Genomic DNA, 12,773 nt, shown 5'->3' on the forward strand with positions numbered 1-12,773 from the left:
AATTCTTAATCATATTATCTAATAATCTACCATAATTTCCGATTTTTAAGAACTCTCTATTTAAGCATGGCTTCAATCGGGTATTATAATGCATGTGTAATAAAGCCTATCTGTGTTAATATGTTGGTATTCACAATTGCAGTCAAACTAAAAAAATCGAGGTGATTCCATGTTATCAGGGAAAAAATTACTTATACTTCTATTGGCTTTTGCGGCCGCCATATTCTCAGCATGCGGTCAGGATGAAAGCGTGAAATCCCAAAAGCCTGTCATTGCAGTTTCAATCCCTCCCCAGGAGGAGTTTATAAGAGCCATAGCTGGAGACAGCGTGGCCATAGTTACAATAATACCTCCAGGCAGCAGCCCCGAGACATACCAGCCTTCGCCAAAGCAGATGCAGCTTTTCAGCAGCGCATCCATCTATTTTGCGATGGGAGTGCCTGCAGAGGAGGCCAACATACTTCCAAAGGCAAGGGAGCTTAACCCGGACGCAAAAGTAGTAAGGCTTGATGATGAGGTCAAGAAGATATACCCTGAGCTCAAAATATCCGGACATGCGCATGAGGATGGAGAGGAAATCCATGAAGAGGGTGAGGCTCTCAGCCGTGATCCCCACATATGGATGTCTCCCAAAAGGGTCATAGTAATGCTAGATGTCATGGCGAGCGAGCTTTCAATGCTCTACCCTGAAAACAGTGATTTATACTCAAGCAATGCAAAATCATACAAAAAAAAGCTTATTCAGCTTGACGCGTCAATTAAAAGCGAGCTTTCTATCGCCAAGCAAAAGGAGTTCATAATCTACCACCCTTCTTTGGGATATTTTGCAAACGACTACGGCCTTACAATGATAGCCGTAGAGAGCGAGGGCAAGGACGCGACAGCAAGGCAGCTGCAGTACATAGTAGACCTGGCAAAGGAGCGCGGCATAAAAGTAATATTCCATCAAGCTGAAATAGCTAGCGCCCAGTCGAGAACACTCGCTGATGAGATAGGTGGCAAGGTCGTAGAAATAACTCCGCTTTCTGCCGACTACATAAAGAACATGGAAAAGATAGCCGCAACTTTCAAGGAGGTCCTTGAGTAGATGGATGATTACATAATAGAGCTCAAAAATATAAGCATGTCTTATTCGGGAGTCTGTGCACTCGATTCTGTAAATCTGAATGTAAGGCGCGGAGAATTCCTGGGCATAATAGGCCCCAACGGAGGCGGCAAGAGTACTCTTTTGAAAATAATATGCGGCCTTATAAAACCCTCTGGAGGCCAGATTACCATAAACAGCTCTATGCCTGTAGGATACGTACCTCAGTTTTCAAGTTTTAGCAGGACATTCCCAATAAGCGTGCTTGATGTAACGCTCACCGGCACCCTTCCTGGAAAACTTTCTCCTTTCCACCGGTTCAGCAGTGAGGATATTTCAAATGCCAGAAAAAATTTAGCTCTCATGGGCATAGGCGAGCTTGAAAAAAGGCAAATCGGAAAGCTCTCCGGCGGCCAGCTTCAGAAGGTGCTGCTGGCACGCGCCCTGTCCGCAAACCCTGACATACTTCTTCTTGACGAGCCCACGGCCAGCATAGACTCGACCTCCAGGACCGACATATATGCGCTTTTAAAGGAACTTAGCAAGAGCAGGACCATAATCATAGTAAGCCATGACATAGGAGCCGTATCATCCTATGTCGATACTATAGCGTGCCTCAACAGGAAGCTCTTCTATCACGGCGACGAGCAGACCCCTCTGACCGACAGTCTTGAGAGAGTTTACGGATGCCATATTGACCTTATCGCTCACGGAGTGCCCCACAGGGTTCTCAATCCCCACATAGACTACGAGGAGGATAAAAATGACTAGCGCTCTCCAGTATAATTTCATACAGAACGCCATAATCGGCGCGTTGCTCGCGAGCATAGTCTGCGGGATAATAGGAACCATAATAATAGAAAAACGCCTTGTGATGCTCAGCGGCGGCATAGCTCACGCGTCCTTCGGAGGCATAGGGCTCGGGTATTTTCTGGGGGTGGAGCCCATAATAACAGGACTGCTGTTTGCGATTGCCTCGGCGCTTTGCATATCGGGCATAAAAAGAAACACCACCTCCGACTCGGACGCACTCATAGGGATGTTTTGGTCTGTAGGCATGGCCATAGGAATACTGTTTATAGCCATAACGCCCGGCTACCCTCCCGACATGACATCATACCTTTTCGGCGATATACTCACGATTTCGCGCTCCAACATACTACTTGCGCTGGGCATGGACGTATTCATATTGCTTTCTGTTGCCGCTTTTTTCAACCACTGGAAGGCCTATCTCTTCGATGAGGAATTTTCAAGCGTACTTGGCATAGACACACGCTTCCTGGAATACTTTCTCTCAGTACTAGTCGGTATGTCTGTAGTCATACTGATAAAGGTCGTCGGGATAGTGCTTGTAATAGCTCTGCTTACAATCCCGCCAGCAACAGCTTCGCTCTTTAGCCGGAACCTGCTTGGCATAATGAAGCTTTCAATAATCATAGGTTCTGCAAACTGCATGCTGGGCCTTCTCATATCGTATGTGTTCAACATCCCTTCGGGCGCAACGATAATACTCGTATCGAGCGGGGTTTACTTTATCAGTGTAGGTGCCAGGCATGAACGTTAGAACTTATGTGAACTGTATCATTGAAATCATATGAAAAAAGGAGTATCGCAAAGCTACTGACGTAGCTGGCGACACTCCTTTTTAACGTAAACTCCTGTTTTATCCGTGACTTCTAAATTTAACCCTTTAGTTTCTTACAGGAAGTATGAAACTCCTGATTTGAATATATCCTGCTCCTTGTTTCCAGGGATGTTCTTGCATATATCTTTTCCAACCCTCTCAGAGTGAGCCATTTTTCCAAAGACTCTACCGTCAGGGCTTGTTATTCCCTCTATAGAGTGAACAGAGCCGTTAGGGTTGAATGCTATGTCGTACGTTGGATTTCCGTCGAAGTCAACATACTGCGTTGCCACCTGTCCGTTTTCAAACAGGCTCTTAACAGTCTCTTCGTTTGCAAAGAATCTTCCCTCTCCGTGCGAAACAGGTATTGTGTGCATGCTTCCCGGCTCTATATTTGCAAGCCACGGAGACTTGTTTGACACAACCTTTGTCATTATAAGTTTTGAAACGTGTCTGCCTATCTTGTTGTATGTCAGCGTAGGAGCGCTTGCATCAACGTCCCTTATCTCGCCGTAAGGAAGAAGGCCAAGCTTTATAAGCGCCTGGAAGCCGTTGCATATTCCAAGCACAAGACCGTCTCTTTGCGTAAGCAGCTCCATAACAGCTTCCTTCACGTAAGGATTCTTGAATACAGTAGCTATGAATTTACCAGAACCTTCAGGCTCGTCTCCGGCGCTGAAGCCTCCAGGTATCATTACTATCTGAGAATTCTTAATGTGGTTTACCATTTCTTCTATTGAAGCTTCTATCTGGGCTGGAGTAAGGTTTTTAAGCACCATTATCTCCGCCTGGGCTCCCGCCTTATTAAATGCCCTTGCTGAGTCGTACTCACAGTTTGTTCCAGGGAATGCAGGTATGAAAACTCTTGGCTTTGCTATCTTGACAGGCGACTTTATTGAAGACTCTGCCTTGAATACCGACTGCACAGGAGTTCCTTCAATATTGCCAGCGCGTGTTGGGAATATCTCCTCAAGCGGCGCTTCCCAAAGCTTGTAGAGGTTTCCCATGTCGAGTGACACTCCAGCCACCTTTATGGCAGCCTCTGCCGTTGTCTTTCCTATAGTCTTGCAGCCTGCAAGCTCGCCCATTCCAGCGCCTGCTTCAAGCTCGAGGATTATCGAGCCGTATCCCGGCGCGAACAGCTCCGCATTGTCAAGCTTCTCAAGCTCTATTCCTATCCTGTTTCCAAAGCCCATCTTTGTCACGGCTTCTGCCGCTCCGCCAAGGCCTATTGCGTATGACGAGAGCACCTTGCCGCTTTCAATCAGAGCATGTATGCTTTCATAGCCTTTTGTAAGGGCTTCAAAGTCAAATGTCAAATCTTCCTTTACAGGAGCCTTGTATATTACAACCTGGCTTCCCGCCTTTTTGAATTCAGATGACACTGTGCTTCCTGAATTCATAACGCCCACTGCGAAGGATATTAGAGTCGGAGGCACGTCAAGCTCGTTGAAGCTTCCCGACATACTGTCTTTTCCGCCTATAGCCGGAGCTCCAAAGCCCTTTTGAGCCATGTATGCGCCAAGCAATGCACTGAAAGGTTTGCCCCATCTTTGAGGCTCTTTTCTTAGCTTTTCAAAATATTCCTGGAGCGAAAGCCTTACCCTTTTGTGGTCAACTCCTGCTGCCACAAGCTTGGCAACCGACTCCACAACAGCGTACATAGCTCCGTGGAAAGGACTCCATTTTCCTATCTTGGGATTGTAGCCAAAGCTCATTGCAGTTGCAGTGCTTGTCTCGGCTCCGAGTACAGGCAGCTTGGCAACCATAACCTGTGCAGGCGTATCCTGATATTTTCCTCCATAAGGCATAAGAACGCTTCCAACGCCTATTGTGCCGTCAAACATCTCGCCCATTCCCTTTTGAGAGCAGATGTTAAGATCAGACATCATGCTTTTCCATTTCTTTTCTATGTCAACAGCAGAAATTTCTTTTTCCACAGCTGCAAAATAGCTCTCTTCCTGTGGAGCCGTAACCTGCACGCTAGTCTTTTGTCTTATACCGTTAGTGTCGAGGAAATCCCTTGAAAGATCGACTATGCTTTTGCCTCTCCAGTTCATTCTCAGCCTTCTGTCTCCAGTTACTGTGGCCACTATTGTAGCCTCCAGGTTCTCCTCGGCAGACATGCTTATGAATTTCTCGGCATCGTCTTTCGAAACCACGACAGCCATTCTCTCCTGAGACTCTGATATTGCAAGCTCAGTGCCGTCTAGTCCCTCGTATTTCTTTGGAACCATGTCAAGGTCTATGTCAAGTCCGTCAGTCAATTCGCCTATTGCAACCGATACTCCGCCTGCGCCAAAGTCGTTGCATCTTTTTATCATCTTTGCAACCTGTGGGTTCCTGAAGAGTCTTTGTATCTTTCTCTCTGTAGGTGCATTCCCCTTTTGAACCTCAGCGCCGCAGCTTGTAAGCGACTCCTCTGTATGCTCCTTGGACGAGCCTGTTGCTCCTCCGCAGCCGTCCCTTCCAGTTCTTCCGCCGACAAGTATTACTATGTCTGAAGGCTCAGGATTGCCTCTGAGCACATTGTCCTTAGGCGCTGCAGCTATAACTGCTCCTACCTCCATCCTCTTTGCCACGAAATCTTCGTCATACAGCTCTGAGACCATGCCGGTTGCAAGACCTATCTGGTTTCCGTAAGAGCTGTAGCCTCTGGCAGCCTCTGTAGTTATTTTCCTTTGAGCAAGCTTGCCCGGAAGAGTCTTTTCTATAGGAGTCCTTGGATCCGCACTTCCCGTAACCCTCATTGCCTGGTACACATAAGATCTTCCTGAAAGCGGGTCTCTTATGGCTCCGCCAAGACATGTGGCCGCTCCGCCGAAAGGTTCTATTTCAGTAGGGTGGTTGTGGGTCTCGTTTTTGAACATCACAAGCCATTTCTCCGGCTTTCCGTCTACATCGGCCTCTACCTCTATGCTGCATGCGTTGATCTCCTTAGAAACCTCAAGATCGTCAAGCATGCCGTTTTTTCTCATCTCTTTCATGCCCAGCGTGGCTATATCCATAAGGCATATTGCCGACTTTTCAGGAGACACATCGGCCATTGACTCCTTAAGGCTCTCGTATGCAGCCTTTACTGGCTCTGTATATTTTCCATCGTCTATCTGTACATTTTCAATCTGCGTATCGAATGTTGTGTGTCTGCAGTGGTCCGACCAGTATGTGTCTATTACCCTTATTTCAGTTATAGACGGCTCTCTTTTTTCAGTGTCCCTGAAATATCCCTGGCAGAACTCAAGATCTTCGAAATTCATGGCCAGCCCGTATTCTTCCATGAAGCCCCTTAGGCCCTGCTCGTCAAGAGCGTTGAAGCCGTCGAGCACCTTCACGTCGGCAGGCACCTCGTATTTCATTTCAAGCGACAGCGGCTTTCCAAGCTCCGCCTCTCTTGAGTCTATTGGATTTATGCAGTATGCCTTTATTTTTGCAAAATCAGTTTCGCTTATGTCGCCGCTCAGCGCGTACACCTTCGCAGCCCTGACCTGAGGATTTGAGTCCTTCGAAAGTATCTGTATGCACTGCGCCGCAGAATCGGCTCTCTGATCATATTGTCCAGGAAGGTATTCAACTGCAAAGACCCTGTCTCCTTCTGAAACAGCTGCAACCTCATCGTATACATAGTCTACAGGTGGCTCGGCAAAAATTGTGTATTTTGAACCCTCATACACCTCGTCAGATATGCCCGATATGTCATATCTGTTAAGCAGCCTTATCCCCTCTATGCTCCCTATTCCAAGGCTTTCCTTTATATCCGAAAGAAGCGCCTGAGCCTGAACATCAAACCCGGCTTTTTTCTCGACAAATATCCTTCTAACTCTTTCGCTCATTTTTCAATACTCCTTTGTAATAAGTATTTTACCAAGATAACTGCTATCTTTGAATAAGCTTTCCTATGTCTTTCCTGTACTGTGCTCCTTCGAAGCTTATCTTGGCTACATTGGCATAAGCCTTGCCTGACGCCTCTTCCATAGTAGCGCCCTTTGCCATTACTCCAAGGACCCTTCCGCCGTCTGTCACTACATCGCCGCCAAACAGCTTTGTTCCGGCGTGGAATACCACAACATCAGGGTCGACGCTTTCAAGGCCGTCTATCTTCCTGCCCTTTTCGTAGTCTCCAGGGTAGCCGCCTGATGCCATTACAACGCATATTGTCCTCTCGTCGCTCCACAGGATCTCCTGGTCTGCGAGCTTTTCATCTATCACGCTTTCGAATATGTCCACAAGGTCAGTCTTTAGCCTTGGAAGCACAGACTGAGTCTCAGGATCGCCGAATCTTACATTGAACTCGAGCACCTTTGGTCCTTCTGATGTTATCATAAGGCCTATGAAAAGCACGCCCTTGAATTTGAGGCCCTCTTTTTTGAAGCCCGCCATAATAGGGTCTAGAATCTCCTTTTCGATTCTGCCTTCAAGCTCGCTGTTGAATATAAGGCTTGGAGAGTATGTTCCCATGCCGCCGGTGTTGGGCCCCATATCCTCGTCGAATATCCTCTTGTAATCCTGGGCGCTCTCCATTGGAACTATAGTATTGCCGTCCACAAAGCACAGCATCGAAGCCTCTATGCCCGTCATGAACTCCTCAAATACAACCTTGCTTCCAGATTCCCCGAAAACCTTGTTGACCATTATGTCTTCAAGGTTTTTTATGGCATCTTCCAGCTCATATTCTATGAGCACGCCCTTGCCTGCAGCAAGTCCGTCAGCCTTTATAACTATAGGGAATCCCAATTTGTCTATATTTGAAACAGCTTCCTTAAAGTCGGTATATTCCGCATACATTGCAGTCGGGATGTTGTTTCTTATCATGAAATCCTTGGAAAACGCCTTGCTGCCTTCGAGCATTGCACACTGCCTGTTTGGCCCGAATATCCTCTGACCCTCGCTTTCGAAAAGATCGACTATGCCAAGCACAAGCGGCACCTCAGGTCCCACTACAGTCAGACCTATGTCGTTTTTCTTTGCAAAATCCAAAAGTGCGTCGATGTTGTCAGCGCTTATGTCCACATTCTCTGCTATAGCTGCCGTTCCGGCATTCCCCGGAGCGCAGTATATCTTGTCTACTCTCTGGCTCTTAGACAATGTCCATACTATTGCATGCTCTCTTCCGCCGTTACCGATTACCAAGACTTTCATAACTTATCCCCCTTAATGCTTGAAGTGTCTTATTCCTGTAAATACCATAGCTATTCCAAGCTCGTCGCACGCCTTTATGGAATCCTCGTCATTTACCGAGCCACCCGGCTGGACCATTGCCTTAACACCGCTCTTAGCTGCAAATTTTACGCAGTCGTCAAATGGGAAGAATGCGTCTGAAGCCAGCACGCTGCCTTCAAGACTCTTGCCCTCGTTGTTTGCCACTGCGTTCTCAAGCGCCCATATCCTTGATGTCTGTCCAGGTCCAAGCGCAAGAGTAGTCTTGTCCTTTACTATTGCTATTGCGTTTGATTTCATGTGCTTTACAATCTTCATTCCAAACATCATGTCATCCATTTGCGCCTTTGAAGGCTCTGCCTTTGTTACCGTCTGTATCTTTTCCAAAAGTACCTGGTCCTTGTCCTGCACAAGCAGCTTGCCGTCAAGATACTTCATGTCGTAGCCTCTTGTCTTTGGCGTAAGGCTCTTTAGCTTCAGTATTCTCAGGTTCTTCTTCTTGGTTAGTATCTCAAGTGCCTCTGGAGTGAAATCGTACGCAGCTATTATTTCAAGGAATATCTCGCTTAATACCTGCGCCGTATTGCCGTCCACAACAGAGTTTATCCCTACTATTCCACCGAATATCGAAACCTTGTCGGCTTCGTATGTCTTTTTAAATGATTCGAAAGCGTCAGCTCCAACTGCTGCCGAGCATGGATTTGCATGCTTTATGGCAACAGATGCAACCCCTTCCTCCCCTTCGAATTCAGCAAGTATCTCAAGCGCCGCATTGAGGTCGTTTATATTGTTGAACGAAAGCTGTTTTCCGTGGAGCTGCTCGAAATCCAGCTTTGTGTTTTGTATGTAGCTTTCCTTGTACAGCCCCGCAGCCTGGTGTGGGTTTTCTCCATATCTTAGCTCGTCTTCCTTCTCGAATGACATGTTGAAGTATCTTGGATACCTGTCTCCAACAACATCCATGAAGTAGTTTGAAATTATCGAGTCATAATGGCCTGTAAGAGAGTATGCCTTGTATGAAAGCATCAGCCTGTCTTCCTGGCTTAGTCCGCCGCCTTTTAGCTTTTCTACTATTCCATCATAGTCCGAAGGATCTGTTACAACTATTACGTCTTTGTAGTTCTTGGCTGCTGACCTTATCATGCTCGGGCCGCCTATGTCTATATTCTCTATCATCTCTTCCATTGGCGCTCCGGATCTGAGGCAGCCTTCGAAGTTGTACAGGTTTACTACAACCATATCTATTGATTTGATGCTCAGCTTTTCCACAGTATCAACATGCTCCTGCACATCTCTTCTGTAGAGTATTCCTCCGTGCACTAACGGGTTTAGCGTCTTAACCCTGCCGTCTAGTATTTCCGGAAAGCCTGTAAGCTCATCTATTGTAATTGCGTCTACTCCGGCTTCTCTGAGTATCCTGTGTGTATTTCCAGTGGAAATTATATCGAATCCAAGCTCTACAAGGCTTTTTCCAAACTCAACTATGCCACTCTTGTCAGTTACGCTAATAAGCGCTCTTTTATTTGCCATCTGTATATACTCTCCTTCCGTCTATCCTGAGTCTTTTGCTGCAGTAAAGATCTATAGCTTCCACAAGAAGCTTGTGCTCTATTTCGAGAACACGCTTTTGGAGCGAGACAGCATCGTCGCTGTCAAGCACCGGCACAGCCCCTTGCCTTATTATAGGACCCGCGTCAGCCTCTTCGTTTACAAAGTGGACTGTTGCCCCGCTTATTTTCACTCCGTACTCTATGGCCTTCTCGTGGACTATAAGGCCGTAGTAGCCCTTGCCGCAAAACGAGGGAATTAGCGAAGGGTGAACGTTGATTATCCTGTTTTCGTACCTTCCTATGAACTCAGGGCTGAGTATCTTGAGGTAGCCCGCAAGCACTATGAGGTCTATCCCTTCGCTTTCAAGAAGCTCAAGTACTTTTGCTTCGTTATTTTCAAATACGGCCTTTATACCTTCATTCCTGGCTCTCTCAAGGCCGTATGCGTCCTTGTTGTTTGAAATTACAAGCTTAACGGTTCCGCTCCCGATGGCTCCGTTCTTGCAGGCGTCTATTACCGCCTGCAGATTTGTGCCAGAGCCTGAAACCAATACAGCAATATTTACCATAGCACAACGCCCTCGTCGCCTTTTGCTATCTCTCCGATTTTAAACGCCTTTTCGCCGCATGCCATTGCTTTCTCTATAACCTTGTTCGCTATTTCCTTATCTACAACCATGACAAGCCCTATGCCCATGTTGAAGCTTCTGTAGAGCTCTCTTTCCTCTACCATGTCAAGCTCTTTTATGACGCTGAATATGTCGGCTGCCTCCCATGAATCCTTTTTAATGCTGGCCGACATACCTTTTGGCAATACTCTTGGAACGTTCTCGATTAGCCCGCCGCCTGTTATGTGAGCTATTGCCTTTAGCTCGCAATCAGCCATAAGCTCTCTTACAAGCTTTACATATATCTTTGTAGGCCTGAGCAGCATGTCTCCAAGTGTGCAGTCATAGCCTTCCATTGGCCTTTCAAGGCTCCATCCGAGCTTGTCAAGGAAGAGCTTTCGAACAAGCGAATAACCGTTGCTGTGCACTCCGCTTGATGCTATACCTATTATGGCATCGCCCTCTTTTACATTTTCACCTGTTATGAGCTTTTCCTTGTCGCATATTCCTACCGAAAAGCCTGCAAGGTCGTATTCGTCTTCGCTGTACATGCCCGGCATCTCCGCTGTTTCTCCGCCTACAAGTGCGCATTCGGCCTGCTTACAGCCTTCTGCTATTCCAAACACTATGTCCCTGGCTTTCTGCGAGTCAAGCTTTCCAACTGCTATATAGTCAAGGAAAAACAGAGGCATTGCTCCCTGGCATATTAGGTCGTTCACGCACATGGCAACAAGGTCTATTCCAACCGTGTCATGCTTGTCCATAAGCTGTGCTATTTTAAGCTTTGTTCCCACGCCGTCAGTAGACGAAAGAAGTACAGGCTCCTTCATGCCCATGAAGCTTTTGAGGCTGTAAAGCCCGCTGAAGCTCCCGAGGTCTCCCAGCACGTTTGAGTTATATGTCGACCTTACCTTTTCCTTAATAAGTTCAACAGTCTTGTTGCCTTCATCTATGTTTACTCCCGATTGGCTGTAGCTTATCTTTTCGCTCATTTTTCTCCTCCAGGATTATATATTCTGCATAATTCTATTTAATTTAATGCACTCTATTTTTCTTCGAGTCTTTGAAGAACCTTTTTATAGCCTTCCATTACATTGCCCAGGTCTCTTCTGAATCTGTCCTTGTCCATCTTCTCATTTGTCTCTATATCCCAAAGTCTGCATGTGTCAGGCGAAATCTCGTCTGCCAGTATTACTTTGCCGTCATATCTTCCGAATTCAAGCTTGAAATCGACAAGTTTGAGACCCGCCTTCTTGAAAAACTCCTTGAGAAGTGTGTTTATCTTCATTGTCTGCTCTCTTATTTGAGCTATCTCTTCTCTTGTAGCCAGACCTATTGCCACTGCGTGGTCATCGTTTATAAGAGGGTCGCCGAGCGCATCGTTTTTGTAGCACAGCTCGAATATAGGCTCCTGGAATACTATGCCTTCTTCAATGCCCAGCCTTTTGCTCATTGAGCCTGCCGATATGTTTCTGACTATTACTTCAAGCTGCACTATTTCAACTGCCTTTACAAGCATCTCTCTTTCAGAAAGCTTCTTTATGAAGTGGCTTTCAACGCCTTCCTTGGCAAGCAGTTCGAATAGTATTGAAGATATGCTGTTGTTTAGTATGCCCTTTTCAGCAAGCGTATCCTTTTTAACACCGTTGAATGCCGTAGCATCATCCTTGAAGTATACTACATACTCTCCAGCCGCATCAGTTTTATATACTTTCTTTGCCTTTCCCTCATAAAGCATTTCTTTATTCATGAAAGTACCTCCATTGTATTTGTAATTTTTATTTATGTTTGTTTATAGCAAAGCCAAAAAGCCGGATTTAACAACTAATCCAGCCATGACGCCGTTTTCATTTCTACTTGCCAATGGCCTTGTCGTCCTCAAGCACCTTTTCTGCCATTTGCTGTCTATGTTCCTTTAGTTTTGTCTTGAGTTCAGGATATTTAAGAGACATTATTTGAAGCGCCAGTATGGCGGAATTGAGTCCGCCGTCTATTGCAACAGTTGCAACAGGTATGCCCTGGGGCATTTGAACTATCGAAAGAAGTGAATCGAGTCCGTCCATTGTTGACGATTTTATAGGAAGTCCTATTACAGGAATGAGGGTGTGTGCCGCTATAACCCCAGGAAGATGGGCAGCCTTGCCGGCCGCTGCTATTATAACATCATAACCTTGTGAATCTATCTTTTCTATATGCTCAAAAAGCTCCTTTGGCGTTCTGTGTGCCGAAAGCACCCTGACGCTCGTGCTTACTCCCATGCCTTCTAATAGCTTTATAGCATCCTCAAGCTTCGGATAGTCCGACTTTGAACCCATAATAACAGTAACCTTCATAAAAGCACCTCCGTTAATATACTCGTATCTTTATCTCATGTACCTGCTTACTTTGAATATATCCCTATTTGATGATATCAAACCTATAATCACCCGAACCTTAAGTTATTTTCAATCCGGATAATACGTGTGTCTGCTGCAATAATTGTATATAAAAAGCCCCGTTGGTTAACTGGGGCATTTATTCACTTTTAAAGGACAAAATACATACTACATATTCTTGAAATTAAAAGCTGGAATATCGATTCATCTATGGCCTGTAAAAAAAGAGCTTCGCCCGATATAAGCAAAACTCCGTTAAAAGCATATAGAAGTTCCGCTCATAGTAGGAATTTTACGGATTTCCTGTAGAGACTCCCGGACCATATTACCGGGAATATATGAGCAAATATAATTTGCTGTATTCATTTTTCGTTTACA

General features: G+C 46.0%; 10 protein-coding genes and 1 riboswitch. Of the genes, 3 read left to right on the forward strand and 7 right to left on the reverse strand.

Annotated features, from left to right (window positions below; translation table 11 throughout):
- Positions 1–169: 169 nt before the first annotated feature.
- From EAL2_RS08585 to EAL2_RS08595, 3 genes are read left to right on the forward strand one after another with little or no spacing between them, the layout of a single operon-like run.
- Positions 170–1,087: a metal ABC transporter solute-binding protein, Zn/Mn family gene (locus EAL2_RS08585; protein WP_025435990.1), complete on the forward strand. Its 918-nt coding sequence runs from the start codon at positions 170–172 to the stop codon at positions 1,085–1,087.
- Complete coding sequence (locus EAL2_RS08590; RefSeq protein ID WP_025435991.1) at positions 1,088–1,855, forward strand: metal ABC transporter ATP-binding protein; 768 nt, start codon at positions 1,088–1,090, stop codon at positions 1,853–1,855.
- Positions 1,848–2,648, forward strand: coding sequence for a metal ABC transporter permease (locus tag EAL2_RS08595; RefSeq protein ID WP_025435992.1), 801 nt, complete (start codon positions 1,848–1,850; stop codon positions 2,646–2,648). The genes EAL2_RS08590 and EAL2_RS08595 overlap by 8 nt, the downstream gene beginning before the upstream one ends.
- Before the next feature lie 134 nt (positions 2,649–2,782).
- On the opposite strand, the gene EAL2_RS08600 is transcribed toward EAL2_RS08595, so the two are convergent.
- The 7 genes from EAL2_RS08600 to purE form a co-directional block, all read right to left on the reverse strand.
- Complete coding sequence (locus EAL2_RS08600; RefSeq protein ID WP_025435993.1) at positions 2,783–6,538, reverse strand: phosphoribosylformylglycinamidine synthase; 3,756 nt, start codon at positions 6,536–6,538, stop codon at positions 2,783–2,785.
- Positions 6,539–6,581: 43 nt separating this feature from the next.
- Positions 6,582–7,844 (reverse strand): phosphoribosylamine--glycine ligase, encoded by a 1,263-nt coding sequence (gene purD / locus EAL2_RS08605; protein WP_025435994.1) that lies wholly within the window; start codon positions 7,842–7,844, stop codon positions 6,582–6,584.
- A 12-nt stretch (positions 7,845–7,856) separates the two neighbouring features.
- Entirely contained in the window at positions 7,857–9,392 is a 1,536-nt protein-coding gene (gene purH, locus EAL2_RS08610) for a bifunctional phosphoribosylaminoimidazolecarboxamide formyltransferase/IMP cyclohydrolase (RefSeq protein ID WP_025435995.1), read from the reverse strand.
- On the reverse strand, positions 9,382–9,981 hold the full coding sequence (gene purN, locus EAL2_RS08615; RefSeq protein ID WP_025435996.1) for a phosphoribosylglycinamide formyltransferase: 600 nt from the start codon (positions 9,979–9,981) through the stop codon (positions 9,382–9,384). Before purN ends, purH begins: the two co-directional genes overlap by 11 nt.
- Positions 9,975–11,012: a phosphoribosylformylglycinamidine cyclo-ligase gene (gene purM / locus EAL2_RS08620; protein ID WP_038601993.1), complete on the reverse strand. Its 1,038-nt coding sequence runs from the start codon at positions 11,010–11,012 to the stop codon at positions 9,975–9,977. The genes purN and purM overlap by 7 nt, the downstream gene beginning before the upstream one ends.
- Positions 11,013–11,065: 53 nt before the next feature.
- Positions 11,066–11,770, reverse strand: a complete 705-nt coding sequence (purC, locus tag EAL2_RS08625; protein WP_025435998.1) for a phosphoribosylaminoimidazolesuccinocarboxamide synthase — start codon at positions 11,768–11,770, stop codon at positions 11,066–11,068.
- A gap of 103 nt (positions 11,771–11,873) precedes the next feature.
- Complete coding sequence (gene purE / locus EAL2_RS08630) at positions 11,874–12,353, reverse strand: 5-(carboxyamino)imidazole ribonucleotide mutase (protein WP_025435999.1); 480 nt, start codon at positions 12,351–12,353, stop codon at positions 11,874–11,876.
- Positions 12,354–12,656: 303 nt separating this feature from the next.
- Positions 12,657–12,757, reverse strand: a riboswitch (purine riboswitch).
- Positions 12,758–12,773 lie beyond the last annotated feature (16 nt).

Origin of the sequence: Peptoclostridium acidaminophilum DSM 3953, from assembly GCF_000597865.1 — a bacterium.
Lineage (GTDB): Bacteria > Bacillota > Clostridia > Peptostreptococcales > Peptostreptococcaceae > Peptoclostridium_A > Peptoclostridium_A acidaminophilum.